This window comes from Hymenobacter lucidus, from assembly GCF_020447265.1.
Lineage (GTDB): Bacteria > Bacteroidota > Bacteroidia > Cytophagales > Hymenobacteraceae > Hymenobacter > Hymenobacter lucidus.
In genome coordinates, this window is the sequence record NZ_JAJADR010000002.1 from 920,437 (window position 1) to 936,578 (window position 16,142).

General features: G+C 56.9%; 11 protein-coding genes. 4 read left to right on the plus strand and 7 right to left on the minus strand.

What is annotated here, in order from left to right:
- The first annotated feature begins 283 nt into the window (after nucleotides 1-283).
- Together LGH74_RS10750 and bshA are read left to right on the plus strand one after the other, a co-directional pair.
- Complete coding sequence (locus tag LGH74_RS10750; protein WP_226175552.1) at nucleotides 284-3,238, plus strand: serine hydrolase domain-containing protein; 2,955 nt, start codon at nucleotides 284-286, stop codon at nucleotides 3,236-3,238.
- 199 nt (nucleotides 3,239-3,437) lie between these two features.
- Nucleotides 3,438-4,574, plus strand: a complete 1,137-nt coding sequence (gene bshA, locus LGH74_RS10755; protein ID WP_226175553.1) for an N-acetyl-alpha-D-glucosaminyl L-malate synthase BshA — start codon at nucleotides 3,438-3,440, stop codon at nucleotides 4,572-4,574.
- A gap of 151 nt (nucleotides 4,575-4,725) precedes the next feature.
- Here the strand turns inward: bshA and LGH74_RS10760 are convergent, their stop codons facing one another.
- Entirely contained in the window at nucleotides 4,726-5,262 is a 537-nt protein-coding gene (locus LGH74_RS10760) for a DUF7935 family protein (RefSeq protein ID WP_226175554.1), read from the minus strand.
- A 153-nt stretch (nucleotides 5,263-5,415) separates the two neighbouring features.
- On the opposite strand from LGH74_RS10760, the gene LGH74_RS10765 reads away from it, so the two are divergent.
- Nucleotides 5,416-5,769 (plus strand): HesB/IscA family protein, encoded by a 354-nt coding sequence (locus LGH74_RS10765; protein WP_100334767.1) that lies wholly within the window; start codon nucleotides 5,416-5,418, stop codon nucleotides 5,767-5,769.
- A 687-nt stretch (nucleotides 5,770-6,456) separates the two neighbouring features.
- Here the strand turns inward: LGH74_RS10765 and LGH74_RS10770 are convergent.
- The 4 genes from LGH74_RS10770 to LGH74_RS10785 all read right to left on the minus strand — a co-directional run bounded on the left by LGH74_RS10770 (nucleotide 6,457) and on the right by LGH74_RS10785 (nucleotide 11,839).
- Nucleotides 6,457-7,365 (minus strand): DUF4249 family protein, encoded by a 909-nt coding sequence (locus tag LGH74_RS10770; protein WP_226175555.1) that lies wholly within the window; start codon nucleotides 7,363-7,365, stop codon nucleotides 6,457-6,459.
- A 10-nt stretch (nucleotides 7,366-7,375) separates the two neighbouring features.
- Entirely contained in the window at nucleotides 7,376-9,751 is a 2,376-nt protein-coding gene (locus LGH74_RS10775) for a TonB-dependent receptor (RefSeq protein ID WP_226175557.1), read from the minus strand.
- A gap of 319 nt (nucleotides 9,752-10,070) precedes the next feature.
- On the minus strand, nucleotides 10,071-10,778 hold the full coding sequence (locus LGH74_RS10780) for a LytR/AlgR family response regulator transcription factor (RefSeq protein ID WP_226175559.1): 708 nt from the start codon (nucleotides 10,776-10,778) through the stop codon (nucleotides 10,071-10,073).
- The gene (locus LGH74_RS10785) at nucleotides 10,775-11,839 is read right to left on the minus strand and encodes a sensor histidine kinase (RefSeq protein ID WP_226175560.1); all 1,065 of its coding nucleotides are present in this window, start codon (nucleotides 11,837-11,839) and stop codon (nucleotides 10,775-10,777) included. The genes LGH74_RS10780 and LGH74_RS10785 overlap by 4 nt, the downstream gene beginning before the upstream one ends.
- Before the next feature lie 248 nt (nucleotides 11,840-12,087).
- On the opposite strand from LGH74_RS10785, the gene LGH74_RS10790 reads away from it, so the two are divergent.
- A complete protein-coding gene (locus LGH74_RS10790) occupies nucleotides 12,088-13,395 on the plus strand; it encodes a S41 family peptidase (protein ID WP_226175561.1) in 1,308 nt (435 codons plus the stop codon).
- Nucleotides 13,396-13,910: 515 nt separating this feature from the next.
- Here the strand turns inward: LGH74_RS10790 and LGH74_RS10795 are convergent.
- Both LGH74_RS10795 and LGH74_RS10800 read right to left on the minus strand, forming a co-directional pair.
- Complete coding sequence (locus tag LGH74_RS10795; protein WP_226175562.1) at nucleotides 13,911-14,936, minus strand: TlpA disulfide reductase family protein; 1,026 nt, start codon at nucleotides 14,934-14,936, stop codon at nucleotides 13,911-13,913.
- Nucleotides 14,937-15,220: 284 nt separating this feature from the next.
- Nucleotides 15,221-16,021 carry an alpha/beta fold hydrolase gene (locus tag LGH74_RS10800; protein WP_226175563.1) on the minus strand — a complete coding sequence of 267 codons (801 nt, stop codon included), beginning with the start codon at nucleotides 16,019-16,021 and terminating at the stop codon, nucleotides 15,221-15,223.
- Nucleotides 16,022-16,142 lie beyond the last annotated feature (121 nt).

The window sequence follows — 16,142 nt, forward strand, 5'->3', positions numbered from 1 at the left end:
GACCGGGAACTGAAGGTGATACTGAACTGGTTAGCTACGCTTATCACGGGCCCCGCCGGTCGTAAAACGTCCGACCTCGGGAATTTATCCGTAAGTTTGCGGCCAACATTTGTGTGCGCCACGCCATACGGACTTCCGTTTTGGCGCGTTAAAAGAGAAGAAAGCAGGGAGCTGAAAGCCACGTAAAGCGGCTGAATCCCTGGCACGATTTTCCTTGCAGGAGTACACAAAAGTAGGGCTATTTCCGCTCAGATTCAACTTTACGACGATACCACGGGAGTCAATGCTCAAGGAATTTCGGATTAGTCTCTTACTGCTTATTCTGGCCGTTACGGGTCTAATCATCTCGTCGTCTGCCCCCCGGGATAAGGACGTGCGGCCCATTTCGGCGGCCGAGCAAACCTGGGTCGACAGCGTGTTTGCTACCCTCACTCCCGACCAGCGCCTAGGCCAGCTGTTCATGGTGGCCGCCTATTCCAATAAGGATAAAAAGCACGCCCAGCGCATCGACGAGCTGGTGAAAGTGTATGGCGTGGGCGGGCTGATGTTTCTGCAGGGCGGCCCCCGCCGGCAGGCTACGCTCACCAACCGCTACCAGGCTCAGGCCAAAGTACCGCTGCTCATTGCCATGGATGCCGAGTGGGGCCTCGATATGCGCCTCGACTCCTCGATGCATTTTGCCAAGCAAATGACGCTGGGCGCCATGGACGACGACCAATACGTGTACCAGATGGGCCGCGAAATTGCCCTCAAGCTCAAAACCTTGGGCGTACACGTGAGCTTTTCGCCCGTTATCGACGTCAACTCCAACCCCGACAACCCGGTTATCGGCAACCGTTCCTTCGGCGAAAACAAGGAGCAGGTAGCCAAGCGCGGCGTGGCTTACATCCGGGGCTTGCAGGACCACGGCGTTATGGCCGTAGTAAAGCACTTTCCCGGCCATGGCGACACTGACGTTGATTCGCACGTGGCCCTGCCGGTTATCAACTCCGACCTGGCCCGCCTGACCAACGTGGATCTGTACCCGTTTCAGCAGGCGTTTCAGTCGGGCGTGATGGGCGTGATGGTGGGCCACCTGTATATGCCGCTGTTCGATACGGTGCAGTCGGTATCGGCTACCATCTCCAAAAACCTGGTGACGGGCATGCTCAAGGAGAAGATGGGCTACAAAGGCCTCGTTTTCACCGATGCGCTCAACATGAAGAGCGTGGCCAACCTCTACAAACCCGGCGAGCTGGACGCGCTGGCTCTGATAGCCGGCAACGACGTGCTGCTATTCTCGGAAGATGTGCCGATGGCGCTGCAGAAAATCCGGGAGGCCGTGGCCGCCGGCAGCATTTCGCAGGAAGATATTGACTATCGGGTACGCAAGATTCTGCGGGCCAAATACTGGGCCGGCCTCAACCGCTACCAGCCCGTAGACGTGCCCAATCTGGTAGACAACCTGAACCGGCCCCTGAGCCGCACGGTGCAGCAGCAGATTTATGAGCACGCCGTGACGGTGGTAAAAAATGAGGATGACATCCTGCCCTTCCACCGCCTCGATACGCTGCGCATTGCCTCTGTTACCATTGGTACCGGCCCGGGCAGCACCTTCGGCACTATCATGAACAAGTACCAGAATGGCCCCGTGTACTCGGTGCCCAACCGGTACGCCGTCGACTCTACTTTTGCCCGTATCCAGACGCGCCTAGCGCCCTATAACGTGGTGGTGGTGAGTGTGCATGGCATGAACAACACGCCGGCCCACAACTACGGCATTGGTGAGGGCGCGCTGAAATTCATTAAAGACATACAGGCCAACCCCAAGCTGAAAACAGTGGTGGTGGTGATGGGCAATGCCTACGCGCTGAAGTACGTGGAAGAAGTCCGCAACCTGGTGTGCGGCTACGAAGATAACTACCCCTCGCAGCTGGTGGTCCCCCAGGTGCTGTTTGGGGCCTTGCCCGCCAAGGGCCGCCTTCCTGTCACGGTATCGGCCACGCTCAAGGCCGGGGTGGGCCTGCCTACGCCCGATTTCCGGCGCCTGCGCTATGCCACGCCCGAAAGCGAGGGCTTGGATTCGCGCATCCTAAGCCAGATCGACAATATTGCCCTGGAATCGGTGGCGTATGCGGCGGCGCCTGGTTGCCAGGTATTGGTAGCCAAAGATGGGGCCGTGGTATTTGACAAAAGCTACGGCTACTGCACGTATGACAAGTCACAGCCGGTGGAGAATACGACGCTCTACGATTTGGCTTCGGTGACCAAAGTGGCCGGCACGCTGCAGGCCGTGATGTACCTCAAGGATCAGGGCAAGCTCAACCTCGACGCTAAAGTAGCTGACTACCTGCCCGAGCTGAAGACGTCGAACAAGAAGGATATGACGGTGCGCGACGTGCTCCTGCACCAGGCCGGCCTTAAGCCCGGCATACCGACCTGGGAGCGGACGGTGGGCAAAACCGGCCTGAAACCAACATTCTACGCCAGCACCCGCTCCGAGGAGTTTCCCAACGAGGTAGCGCCCGGCACGTTCAGCACCAAAGCCGTCGACGACTCGGTCTGGACCTGGATTGTGCGCAGCAGCATGCTACCCAAAGTGAAAGGCAAATACCCGATTGAATACAGCGACCTGAGCTTTATGGTGCTCAAGCGTCTGAGCGAAAAGGTGCTGAATCAGCCGATTGATGAGTTCCTGGATAAGACGTTCTACAAGCCACTGGGCTTGGCGTCCATGACCTACAACCCACTGGAGCGTTTCCCTAAGTCCTGCATTGCGCCCACCGAAAACGACACGTACTTCCGTAAAACCCAGCTCCAGGGCACGGTACACGACCAGGCTGCGGCCTTGCTGGGCGGGGTAGCCGGGCACGCGGGCCTCTTTGCCAACGCCAACGACCTGGCCGTGCTCATGCAGATGGATTTGCAGAACGGCCGCTACGGCGGGCAGCGCTACTTCCAGACGCCAGTGGTGACGGAGTTCTCGCGTCCCCAGGTGGCGGGCAACAAGCGTGGCATGGGCTGGGACCATGGCAACCCCGAAAAGCCCGAAGGCCCCACCTCCAACCTCTCGCCAGCCAGCACCTTCGGTCACACCGGCTTCACAGGCACCTGCGTGTGGATGGACCCCGAAAACAAAATCCTCTATATCTTTCTTTCCAATCGGGTGTACCCCGACGGGGGCAACAACAAATTGCGCCAGTACAACATCCGCACGCGCATCCACGACGTTATTTACAAGTCTTTACAAAAGACATGAGCTGTTGCCTGACATTTCTGTTTCTTTGACTCCGCAATCGGCGGTGAGACGTTCTTTGGAGCGACTTGCCGCCGATTTTGTTTCTGGCGCGAAGCTCCAGCTTCGCCGTATCGGGGCCGATTTGCGGCCCACGGTTTCCTCTCACAGTATTGCTTAACGATGCGCGCAGCTGGAGCTTCGCGCTCCTGCCTCCCACCCCATGAATATTGGCATCGTTTGTTACCCCACCTTTGGCGGCTCCGGCGTGGTGGCTACCGAGCTTGGTAAAGCCTTGGCTCTAAAGGGTCACCGCGTCCACTTCATTACCTACAGCCAGCCCGTGCGACTCGATTTCTTCAACGAGAATCTGTTTTACCACGAGGTCTACATTCCGCCGTATCCGCTGTTTCAGTTTCCGCCCTACGAGCTGGCCCTGGCTTCGAAAATGGTAGACATTGTGCAGAACGAGAAGCTCGACGTATTGCACGTGCACTACGCCATTCCGCACGCCTCGGCGGCTTTCATGGCCAAGCAGATTCTGCGCACCAAGGGCATCACCGTGCCCGTTATTACCACCCTGCACGGCACCGATATTACGCTGGTGGGCAAAGACGCCAGCTACGAGCCGGTCGTCACGTTCAGCATCAACCAGTCGGACGGCGTCACGGCCGTATCGGCCGATTTGCGGCGCGAAACCTACGAGTACTTTGCCATCGAAAAGGACATTGAGGTGATTCCCAACTTCATTAATCTGGAGCGCTTCAAAAAGCAGAACAAGGGCCACTTCAAGGCGGCTATTGCGCCCAACGGCGAAAAGCTGCTGGTCCACACCTCCAACTTCCGCTCGGTGAAGCGCGTGGATGACGTGGTGAACATATTCGCCGGGGTACGGCGGCAGATTCCGGCCAAGCTGCTGCTCGTGGGCGACGGCCCCGACCGACCCCGCATTGAGAAGCTGTGCCGCGAAATCGGCTTTTGCGACGATATCCGCTTCCTGGGCAAGCTCGAAGCCGTGGAGGAAGTGCTCAGCATCGCCGACCTGTTTTTGATGCCGTCCGAAAAGGAAAGCTTTGGCCTGGCCGCCCTCGAAGCCATGGCCTGCGAGGTGCCGGTTATCAGTACCAACGCCGGCGGCATTCCCGAGCTGAACGTGCACAACGTGACGGGCATGCTCAGCGAAATCGGAGCCGTAGAGGACATGGTCAAAAACGCCCTGTACGTGCTGGAAGACGAGAATTTGCCGCGCTTTAAGGAAGCCGCCCGCGCCCGCGCCGAGGAGTTTGCCGTCGAGAATATTGTCCCGCTCTACGAAGCCTGTTACCAGCGCGCCATCGACGCACAGTTGGCAGTGGTGTAGGATTTAGTTGTTGGTTGTCAGTTGTCAGTTGTCAGGTTTACACGACTCTTTCAACCAGACAAAAAGCCCGCCCGACGAATCGAGCGGGCTTTTTGTCTGGTCAATTGCTTAAACGACCTAACAACAGACAACTACCAACCAGCAACTAAACCTAAAACAGCCCCACTGCTTCACGCTTTACGGCCAACAACGCCTGGGTGGTGGGGTCCAGCTCGTCGGCAATGAGGGTTTCGAGGATGCGCTTGGCCAGCTCGGTGCCGCGGGCCTGCTGGGGCGTAGCCAGGGCATGGTAGGCCTTGTTGATCATCGTCAGGATATTTTCCTTGGCCTGCTTCACCTGCTCCCATACTTCGGGACTCATGTAGAGCTGTTGACTGAGGTTGTGCTCGTACTCGGCCCGGATTTCGGTCATCAGCACGCGGTGGTACTCAGAGGCCGTCTGGCCCGAGCTGCTCAGGCGCACCAGCAGGTTGTTGGGCGTGATGCGCTCCAGCAGCAGTGTTACCCGCTCGTAGGCTTGCAGACGCAACGGCAGCGTGGTCTTGGAGTTTTCCAGGCGCAACTCAATCAGGCGGCGCTGCTGGTCTTTCTCCAGGTAGCTTTGAATCAGGAAGTAGAGCGAGCCGGCCACGATGAGAGCAGGCAGAATAATCTTGAGCAGGTCGAAAATGTACGCGGTAGTGTCCATGCAGCGGGGAAAACTTCTATTTTAGAGGTCACAAGGTCGGCAAATATTCGGTGAACCGGATGGGCCGCCTTGCTGTTCTATACGCATCGGAGCCGATGGTGTATGCCCCGGGCTTCGTATCTTTGCGCCTACTCTTCTAACAACGAACGTACTATGGCAACCGCCGTTTCAACTAAGATTGCTCCCATCACCCTCACGCCGGGGGCTTTGGTTGAGGTAAGAAATATCATCGAGGAAAAGAAAGTGCCGACCGAGTACGGCCTGCGCATCGGCGTGCAGGGCGGTGGCTGTTCGGGCATGAGCTACCTGCTCGGCTTCGACAAAGCCAAGGACAACGACGAAGTGTACGACCTCGATGGCCTGAAGCTCATCATGGATAAGAAGCACGCCATGTACGTGCTGGGCATGGAAGTCGACTTCCAGGACGGCCTGAACGCCCGCGGCTTCGTCTTCAACAACCCCCAGGCTAAGAGCACTTGCGGCTGTGGCTCGTCTTTCTCAGCCTAAATAACTGACTTACGCCGATTTTGCGCTGATTTCGCAGAATCGGGTGTAATTACAAAGCCCCGGCCTTAGGCTTACAACTTGCCTTAGCCAAATTTTGAAAGCGTTCCAGCCATAAGCTGGAACGCTTTTTTTGTTATTGTTGGTGACTTCTGAAAAACGGCAGGCATAGCCCAGTAAGCGGCTTCCACCGTTTTCGTGAACTATGATTTTACTCACTCCTCTCAAGGCTAATATGGCAGTCAACCTCAATGGCGTGCCCACTACATAACTGCCTGCGGGCGTATGCCTCTGTACCATCCCGTAGCTGATAATCAATTTGCATTTTGCGAATTGAAAACACTCAATCATATAGAGTGGGCTCAGACTGCCCGAAACATCAGGTAGAGCTGATTAGATATCCCCTCTGTACAGTTGCCAGCCTTGGGGTAGTGCATTCAGCGAAACAGACGTAGCTGTTGCAGAACTCAGGCTCAGTTACAAATCGAGTTCTGTTGCTGTTTTCTATTGGTCACCACTAGTCGTGTTTGTAGCCACACTATAGACGCAAGCGGAAGTGAAGCAATGGCCACCGTGTGAGATTCATGCATCGTTCGAGCCGTTAGTATGCCCAACATCGGCCAGTAGTTCGGGCCGCTAATACAGAACCGGTGCCAGTAACCGTATTTGCAGTCGGCTACCTGAGCTGGCTTATTGTAGTATCACTGTCCGGCGGTCAGCCATGAGCACCGTAAACACGCCGAGGCCGCCCTGCACGGTGCTGCGGATGCGGGCAGGCTGGGCAAAAGGATTACCGTTGGCCGAAACGGCCCCTAGTACGCTCTGCTGGAAGTTGTAATGAGCCTGTTCCATGTGGTAGAGTGTGGCCGTCATCGTGTCCCCCGGCTCGAAGCGGTAGGTGGTCGGGGCCGTGTAGGTTTGCCCGTTGAACTGCTGGTCGTTGAGCAGGTAGTCGCCCGAGTCGTCGTTGGGCTCACTAAACTTGTTGAGCAGCAGGTAATAGTAGTCGGCCGTTCCGGTCGGATCCGTCCAGCGGGTAAGAATATTGGCCTTGCGGTTGGAGCCGCTCAGCCCGTTGAATTCGTAGCGCACGGTGTCAATCGGAATGAAGGTGGGCACGGTGGTGGTGCCCGTCACGCGGTGGTTGCGGGTGTCGCGCACGTCCAGGTCGAAACGCTGGCCCGGCTGCATAGCCAGCGGCGCCGTTCCGATGTGGGTGAATACCTTGCGCGTAACGGGGTCGATACCCGGGGCAAACCGCAGCGGCATCACCTGGCCGCCGGGCAGCGTGAGGCGGACGGTAACATCTACCGGGACCTGAATCGTGATGCCATTGATGCCGATTCCCACGGTGGGCGTTGTGGCCGAGGGCAGCGTGATAGTGAGCTGGTCGGTAGCCGACGCCGCGCTAGGCAGGTACGCCCCCGACTCCACCACGGTCAGGCGCGGTATTTCCTCCGGCTTTAGGTAGCACTCCACCGTCAGCTCGGGGGTGTAGGCGGGCAGTACCACGTCAACCTCTTTTTCCAGGTTGCACCCAGCGGCCAGCAACAAGAGGCTTGTTAGGCTAAGCGTGGCAAATAGTGGCTTCGTTCTCATACCGGTAGTGTTAGAACTTGAAGTTGTACGTGACCGACGGAATAACGGGAAACAGCGACACCTGCCGGGCCCGGAAGCCGTTGATTACGTCGGTGTCCAGGTTGCGGGTCACTTCAAAGTAGACGAAGTAGGCGTTGCGCCGGTCGTAGGCGTTGTAGATGCTGAACGTCAGGTCGCGCTCCGTGCCGAAGCGCACGGGCCGCAGCTTCCAGACCACGCCCAGGTCGAGGCGGTGGTAGGGAATGAGGCGGTAGGTGTTGCGGTCGGGGTACACGGGCACGGCCAGCAGGTCGCCGCCCTGCACGTTTTGCAGCGGAAAGCGGCCGGCCGGCAGTGTGGTCGGTGCGCCGCTGGTGTACACAAAGCTGGCAGTCAGGCTTACCCGGGTGCTGAGCTGGTGCAGCAGTACCACGTTCAGGTTGTGGCGCCGGTCGTAGCTGGGTACGTAGTCGCGCCCGTCATTGATACCGCTCGTGCCCCGCTGGGGCTGGAAGTTGCGCCAGCTCCAGGCCAGGGTGTAGCCAATCCAGCCGGTGGTTTTGCCGGTCTGCTTTTCCAGGTACAGCTCGTTGCCGTAGCCCCAGCCCCTGCCGAAGAGAAACTCCTGGTCGAGGTTGGGGTTGGCGAAAATCTGGGCCCCGTCGCGGAAGTCTATCTGGTTGGCGGCCCACTTGTAGTATACCTCGTCGGTGAGCAGAAACTTGCCGCCGAACAGCAGGAAGCTGGCCCCGGAGCTAACCTGCTGGGAGCGTTGAGGCTTCACTGATAGGCGCGAGGGATACCAGATATCGGTGGGCAGCGAGGCGCCCGAATTGCTCACCAAGTGGGCGTACTGGTACATCAGCGCGTAGTTGGCCTTGAGCGACACGTTGGGGTTAAGTGCGTAGCGTACGGCGGCCCGCGGTTCCAGTCCGGCGTAGGTGCGCCCTCCGCTGCTAAAGCCGCTCAGGCGCAGCCCCAGCTCGGCCTGCAGCTTGTCGCTCACCTTCCAGTTGTCGCTGGCGTAAAGGCCGGCCTCCAGCCCAGGGTAGGAAATGTTGTCGTCGATGTTGAGCGAGTTGTCGCCTGTTTCTACCTGCAGGCGACCCACGCCGAAGGTGTGGTGGGTGAAGCTGCCTCCGAAGCGCACCTGATGCGTCGAGTCCAGGGCGTAGTCGAAATCGACGCGGGCATTAAGGTCCCGAATGGTGGACGTCAAGCCAAATGAGAGCACATCGACCGAGCTGCCCAGCGAGTAGCGGTAGCTGGTCATGCCCACCTGCGTGTTGGCCGTGAGCTTGGGCGAAAACGTGTGCTGCCAGCGCAGCGTGCCCAAGGTGTTGCCCCAGGAAAAGTTGGCCTGCAGGTTGGCAAACGAGTTGAAGCCGAACACGTCGCGGCCCAGGTACCCGGTGGCAAACACCTGGTCGTTCTCGCCGAGCGAGTAGTTGGCCTTGGCGTTCAGGTCGTGGAAGTAGTAGTCGGGAATGGGCTGCCAGTCCTCGTTGTTCTTGTTAGCCTGGTTGAGGGCGCGGGTGAACACGTCGAAGTAGGTGCGGCGGCCACTTACCAGAAACGAGCCCTTGGCTGGCGCCGACCTTTGGTTACCCCGGTTAATGGGCCCTTCCAGGCTCAGGCGCGAGGCAATCAGGCCGATGCCGCCGTTGACGGTAAACTTCTCGCGGCTGCCCTCGCGCATCTTCACGTCTATTACCGACGACAAGCGCCCACCGAACTGCGCCGGAAAGCCCGACTTGTACAGGTCCACCGACTGCACGGCGTCGGAGTTGAAGACCGAAAACAGGCCAAACAGGTGGTTGGGGTTGTACACCAGCGCGTTGTCGAGCAGCACCAGGTTCTGGTCGGCCGAGCCGCCGCGCACGAAAATGCCACTGCTGCCCTCCCCCCCGCTTTGCACACCGGGCTTCAGCTGCAGGGTTTTAAGAATGTCGACTTCACCAAAAAGCGCCGGCAGCAGCTTGGCCTCGCGGATACTCAGGTGCTCGACGCCCATCTGCGTGGTTTCAAGCTTTTCCTGCAAGGTCTGCTGCCCTTGCACCACCACCTCGCCTAGCTCCCGGGTGTTGGGCGCCAGCGCCAGGTCGCGCTGCTGAGCGCGGCTCATGTTCACGCGAAAAGTCTGCGGCAGGTAGCCCACAAAGGACACGGTCACCTCCTGGGGGCCCGCCGGCAGGTCGAGGCGGTAGCGTCCTTGCTCGTCGGTGGCCGTGCCCACGCCCAGAGCGGGCACGGCTACGGTGGCACCCGGCAAGGTCGTGCCATCGGTACCGCGCACCAAACCGCTGAGCACATGCCGCGCCTGCGCCCAGCCCAGTTGGGGAATTAAGACGCCCAGCAGGATGCCTAGGATGGCAATCCGATAACTTCCCTTTCGTATTGCTGGCATGCGCGGCTGCTTACTGACGATGTACTCAATGGTAACTCCTCCTTGAGTTAAACACAAAGCAGCCTAAATGTTATCATCTCTACAGCTCCAAACTGAACCGCTACCAGCCTGGTCACAGGGAAAAGCGCGTTGTCGTCCGGTTTTGCCGGTACCGCCAAGCCTGTTCGTATCGGCCGGCCTTTCTGCCGGTAACACATAGCAACGCAACCGTAAGGCCGGTAAGGCTTACTCAATTGCTTTGCCTGCATCACGTTGGGAGTTAACTAAGCGAGGTAAGCGTGGCCCCGTTGCGGTAAGACGCCGTTCTACGAATCAGCGCCTAGCTGCTTTGTATGATTTTGGAAAATTGTTCGCGATACGTAATGCCTATGGGTATCGGGCGATTGTGGACGATAACGCTGGCCCTTTCAACGACACCCACGTGTTTCAAGGAAACGATGTAGGATTTATGGATCCGAACGAACGAAGCAGAGCTAAGCATCTTCAGCACATCGTTCAGCGGTAACAGGGTCGTAATCTTTCCGGTTTTGGTATGGAAGGTTATGTAATTGCCGGCCCCTTCAATGTAGAAGATATCATCGGTTGCTATCCGGAATTTCTTCGTGCCGCTTTTCACCAGAATGGATTCACTGGGCATTTCCACCGGCTGAGCAAGAGCAGTGCTTCCTTTGGGGGTCAATGGATAGCTACTGGCTTTGTTGACTGCTTTGAGAAACCGCTCGTATTTTACCGGCTTTAGCAGAAAATCGACGGCGTTGAATTCGTAACTCTCCGCCCCGAATTCCGAATAGGCCGTGGTGAAGACGATGTTCGGGATGACGGGCAGCGACTTGAGTAGCTCCATGCCGGATAGTTCGGGCATGTTGATATCCAAAAAAACCAGATCTACCGATGTACTCACCAGAAAGGCCATGGCCTCAAAAGGGTTGGTAAATTCGCCTACACACTGCAGGGACGGGGTTTTTCGGATATAACCAGCGATGAGCTCCAGCGCAAACGGCTCATCGTCGACAGCGATACATCTCATGGCTTTGGGTTCAGTTCTAGTTGGAGTCTGACGTGGAAAGAAGAACCCGAGTCATCGATTTCCAGGGAGTGCTGGTTCGGATACAGAAGCAGCAACCGTTCCCTGGCGTTTTTCAAGCCAACGCCGGAGTTGGGCTCCGCAGGCCTGGTATGGAGGGACTTATCGTTTTTCGTTTCCAGGATCAAGCGGTTGTCGCTCACCTGTACCGATACCGATATAGCCGATTGCCTGCTCAGGATAATACCGTGCTTAAACACGTTTTCAATGAATGGAATGAGAAGCAACGGCGCCACGGTGTGCTGTTGCCAACTCCCTTCCACCCGATACTGTACCCGGCTGGCTAATTCGGGGGATAAGCGCTGCCGCTGGAGGCTCACGAAGTCGTCAATGTACTGGATTTCTTTTTCCAAGGAAACGGTATCCTCGTTACTCTCATACAACACGTAGCGCATCAGGCCCGAGAGCTTTTCCACGATGTCGGCCGTAACTAGGTCGTTGCTCTTGGTGGCCGAGGCATAGGCCATGTTCAGGGTATTGAACAGAAAATGCGGGTTAATCTGCGCCTTCAGGTATTTCAGCTGGGTGGTAAGCTCCGCTTTAGCAGCTTGTTGCTGACGTTTCTGGTTTTCAAACCACTGCCTGGTGAGCCCATAGCCCAGGGACAACGAAAGAATGACCGTCTTACTCTGAATGTTCAGGATGATATCCGCTCCAAAAGGCTCTTTCTCCGTCGAAAAAAGCGAGAGGCTGTAGAGCTGATCAACAACGGTGTTTCCAACGACGACGGCAGCGTACAGCAGAAGAGCCCAGACAATGTATTTTTTATAGTGTTGTCTGTAGAACAGCCACGGCACCAAACCGCAGGCATTCCCATAAAACAAGGCCACATTGAAGCCGGCACTCCACAACAGGGGCCCGTAAATACTGCCTTCCTGCCTTCGAAAAGGCCCCAGCGTGTAGGCCGTGTGCCAGAGGTAGGCAAACAACGAGGTCCAGATCAGGACATGCACAACCCATTCGGCATACTGTATTTTCGTACGCTCTCCTGGGCGTTGAATCATGGCTGGGCTGGTTATTATCCAAAATCAAAGATACTGGTATGCGTTGGGCCGTCCCGATAATCTATGTCAACAGTCTTTCCTGCCCTTCCTATTCCATTTACCCTCTTTCTGTGCTTGTTCACACCCCTACTCCGGCTACTTGAATAAGTCAATTGGCGGAGTTGCGTACTGTTTTCACTTTTGGCTGAACGAAACACCACGGGGCCATGCCTGGCTGCCAACCGGTTTTAAACAGTTCAGACCTAAACATGACAAACTTCCGATTGGCCACTCTTGTAGCAGCCCTTTTACTTCCCTTCCTAGGTTGCGCACAGGCTCGCCCGCAGGCCGGCATCCAGGTTTCCCACCTGGTAGATTCCATCGAGCACAGCCTGAAAACCCACTATGTCTTCCCGGACAAGGCCAGGCTTATTTCCCGGCGGCTGAAATCCCAAGCAAAAAAGAATGCTTATGCGTCCCTGGCCCAGGACCCGGAAAAACTAGCGGTATTGCTGCAGGAAGACATCTACAAGGCACACCACGACCCGCATATGGCAGTAGAATACAATCCTGATTTTGCCCGGCGACGCCAGAAAAGCGCCCAGCAGTCCGGGGAGGAAATTCGGCAATTTGCCAACTGGGTGAGGGAAAACAACTTTATGTTTAAGAAGGTAGAGCTGCTACCCGGCAATATCGGCTACTTCCCCTTCAACGTCTTTGTGGAACAGGTAAAAGAGGCCAAACCAATCATTGCTTCCGCCCTGGGCTTTTTAGCTAATTCCCGGGCCCTCATCATTGATTTGCGGGAAAACAGCGGGGGTGAGCCGGAAATGGTAAGCCAGCTGGAAAGTTATTTCTTCAAGGAGAAGACCCGCATGAACAGCATAGTGCAGCGTGCTAACCAGGACACCACGTTTTATTACGCCGACCCGGCCAAGACGGATGGGATAACGCTTTCCATGCCCATCTATATTCTGACCAGCAACAAGACCTTTTCCGCAGCGGAGGACTTTAGCTACGCCATGCAACAGGCAAATCGGGCCACCATCGTTGGAGAAGTTACCGGGGGTGGGGCGCATCCAACGATGCCTTTTTCTGTTGGTCAGGGCTTTGTCGTGCATATCCCCTTTGCCCGGTCCCTGAATCCTATTACGAACACCGACTGGGAAGGAACAGGCGTACTGCCGGATGTGAAAGTGGAAGCAGCCCAAGCGCTTATAAAAGCTCAGGAGCTTATCCTGCGAGAGCGTCAAGCAACCGCGAAAACGGCTAAGGATAAACAAAAAATGGAGTACCTGATCAATACCCTCTATGTAAACAGGGACCTTGGCACACTCCCCCTGGATCAGTTTGACCAGCTCGCCGGCACCTACGGGCCCTTGGTCATCTACCGGGAAGGAAACAAGCTTTTATGCACTTTCTCCGGCAATAAAACGGAGCTGGCGCATATCTCTAAAAACCTGTTTGTCCTGGACGAGAATGCGCAGATTGAATTCGTAAAGGACAGCAAAGGCCTCTATTCGATGGCCCGACTATTTATTCAGAATGGAGAAATATTTGAAGAGCTGAGAAAGTAACGCAGGACCAGGTAGCACAAGTGGAAGGACCGCAAACTCCCGTTAGCGCAGTTAGTGGGGCAGAGTTCCTCAACCTACGGGCGGTGGATCAAGACCATCTGCATCCTGCGCTACCTGCTCCCTCTGCGGGGCAAGATTCACCCGCACCTCAACAAGGGCAGGCAACTAGCCCGGGCAGTGGGGTAAGGTAGCGTGGTTTCAAGAGCCCTGCACTACTGTACCTCGAAGGGAGAAGCTTTGGCCTTGGTTTAAAGATTGGCGCAAATGCGACATGAAGCTGCTTGCTGGCCATTAATCGAAGGGAGTGAATCTGGTTAACGCGCTTTTTGGGGCCTCTTAGGAAACGTAGGATATCGTACTTCAAGGGAATTCGACCGTTACAGTGAACTAGCCGATGCTTACCCTTTCGCGGCGGTGGCTTCACTGACAGCCCGCAAGCGCACGGTCCAAGCCCGACCACGGAGTTCCGCCACCGCCGCGCACCTGCTGCGCGTTGGCCCCCACGCCTGGCTTGCTCACTTGATAAACCGGGCGAGGGTAGCGTGCAATTCGGCACCGTGCAGATTGGCTGCCACGATTTTACCCTTGGGGTCAATGAGCAGGTTCTGCGGCGTGCCCGGGTAGCCATAGAGTCGTTGTACTTCCCGGTCCGGGTCATCCAGGTCCGCTACCTGGGTCCAAGCCAAGTGGTCGTCGGCAATGGCTTTAATCCACCTATCACGATTGTTCTCGGTGTCGAACGAGACGCCCAGCATGTCGAATTGGGGGCCTTTGAAGGCTTGGTAGGCGTTGACCAGGTTCGTGTTTTCCGTACGGCAGGAGGCGCACGAGTTCCAGAAGGTCAGCAGCACGTACTTGCCCCGGTAATCGGCCAACGAAACCAACTTGCCGGCGGGTGTTTTCTTGGTGAAGTTGGGCGCGGGCTGGCCCACGGTCGTGGCTTTTAGGCCCTGCACCAAGTCGCCGTAAATGCGGCCGGAGCGGCTGCTCTTCAGTTCGGGGCTGAGGGCGGCGAAGAGGGGAGCCACCTCGTCGTATTGACGTTCCGCAAAGACTCCCATATCCCACAACGCCATCAGGCTCACCCAGGAAGTGGGGTGGGTTTTGATGAAGGTGGTGTAGGCCTGAGCGTACTGTTGGGGGGTAGCGTTGGGCGGTACCGCTGCGTAGAGCTGCTGGTGTTCGGTGGTGAGGGGGCCGCCGGTAATGGTCGTTGTCGCATCTCTCAAGCTGCCTTCGCTGATGACAACGACCGGGGTTGGCTCCAAGAAAACGCTGGTGGCGTTGGTCAAGGCAGTGTTCGGATGATACCCGTTGGCCTGCACCACCAAGTCGGCGCGGGTGGGCAGTACGGCGCTTCCTTTTAGCTCGAATACCCCATTGGTGAGGGTGGCCGAGTCGACTAGTTCGCTGTTTCTTAAGTAGACTTTGTTGGGTGCATTCAACACGCCAATTTTGCCGCTGATGTGGTAGGTAAAAGGCTTCTGGGCCAGAGACAAGCCCGGCACCAGCAGTAATAGGGCGAGGAAATAACTTGTCATAATTGGGTCGGGTAAGTAGCAGGTTTAAATACACGCCGAGCAACGTACTGTCTTGTAGAATATTGCTCCTTTTCCTGAACTACGGCCCACGCACGCCTACTGGCATGGCAAAGTGGTCCTACGGACCAGATTGAGTTCAAGAAACTGGTTTACTTTCCAAGGTTCAGAAAACTCAGATTTACGATGAGTTTCCTGAAGTCCTAGCTTCTTGGAAGATTTGGGTAAGGACGAGGTTTTGCGGTCGGGGCTTCTTGCCTTTGTCTGGCTCTGAGGCTGGCCCTGCTTCAGGCTACCATAAATTCTTCGATGGCCTGTAGCGTCTGGCTTGGTGCGCTGAGCTGGGGACAATGCCCGGCCACGGGCAGCGTCACGAGGCGGGCGCCGGGAATGGCATCGCGCAGGTAGGCACCCACTTCGGGCGGGGCAATCAGATCATGGGCGCACTCGATGAGCAAGCAAGGGTGTTGGAGCCGGCTGACATCGGCCCGGTTGTCGGAGAGGAAAGTAGCGCGGGCAAACTGGCGGGCAATGGCCGGATTGGTCTGGCAGAGGCTATGCACCATTTCGGCGGCCAGGGAGGGCCGGTCGGGGGCGCCCATGATGAAGGGGCCGAAGGTATCGGCCCAACCTACGTAGTCGGTTTCCATAAAGGCGAGCATAGCGTCGATGTCGGCCCGGTCGAAGCCGCCGTGGTAGCCGTTGTCGTTGAGGTAGCAGGGCGAAGGGCACAGCAACAGCAGCTGCTGGAAATACTCGGGGTGGGCAATGGCCGCTAGTGCGCCAATCATGCTGCCCACTGAGTGCCCGATTAGTACGGCCTGGCTCAGTTCCAGCTGCTCGCAGATATCGAGCAGATCCTGGGCGTAGCCATCTAGGGAAGCATACTTACGGGGCTCGTAGGCCCCTACTGCCGACAGCCCCGCGCCGACGTGGTCGTAGAGGATGAGGGTAAAATCGTGCGGGTCGGAAAAGGCGGGCGTTAGGTAGCGCCACATGCTTTGGTCGCAGCCGAAGCCGTTCACGAAGATCAGCTTGCGGGGCCCGCGCCCGATGATGTGCACGTTATTGCGTTGGAGCGTATTCATGGGCTTGGATCTGGATAGAATAACTGATTATTACATTATTTACAAATTATATTCCAATAGCACAACTGTTCAGCTAGCTCCAACTGCTGGTCTACCTGCTGCATTACTCATTGCAAATTGC

Bases quoted from the DNA above. Each gene is read 5' to 3' on its own strand.
- LGH74_RS10750 (WP_226175552.1), top strand. From the start codon at position 284: ATGCTCAAGGAATTTCGGATTAGTCTCTTACTGCTTATTCTGGCCGTT.
- bshA (WP_226175553.1), top strand. From the start codon at position 3,438: ATGAATATTGGCATCGTTTGTTACCCCACCTTTGGCGGCTCCGGCGTG.
- LGH74_RS10760 (WP_226175554.1), bottom strand. From the start codon at position 5,262: ATGGACACTACCGCGTACATTTTCGACCTGCTCAAGATTATTCTGCCT.
- LGH74_RS10765 (WP_100334767.1), top strand. From the start codon at position 5,416: ATGGCAACCGCCGTTTCAACTAAGATTGCTCCCATCACCCTCACGCCG.
- LGH74_RS10770 (WP_226175555.1), bottom strand. From the start codon at position 7,365: ATGAGAACGAAGCCACTATTTGCCACGCTTAGCCTAACAAGCCTCTTG.
- LGH74_RS10775 (WP_226175557.1), bottom strand. From the start codon at position 9,751: ATGCCAGCAATACGAAAGGGAAGTTATCGGATTGCCATCCTAGGCATC.
- LGH74_RS10780 (WP_226175559.1), bottom strand. From the start codon at position 10,778: ATGAGATGTATCGCTGTCGACGATGAGCCGTTTGCGCTGGAGCTCATC.
- LGH74_RS10785 (WP_226175560.1), bottom strand. From the start codon at position 11,839: ATGATTCAACGCCCAGGAGAGCGTACGAAAATACAGTATGCCGAATGG.
- LGH74_RS10790 (WP_226175561.1), top strand. From the start codon at position 12,088: ATGACAAACTTCCGATTGGCCACTCTTGTAGCAGCCCTTTTACTTCCC.
- LGH74_RS10795 (WP_226175562.1), bottom strand. From the start codon at position 14,936: ATGACAAGTTATTTCCTCGCCCTATTACTGCTGGTGCCGGGCTTGTCT.
- LGH74_RS10800 (WP_226175563.1), bottom strand. From the start codon at position 16,021: ATGAATACGCTCCAACGCAATAACGTGCACATCATCGGGCGCGGGCCC.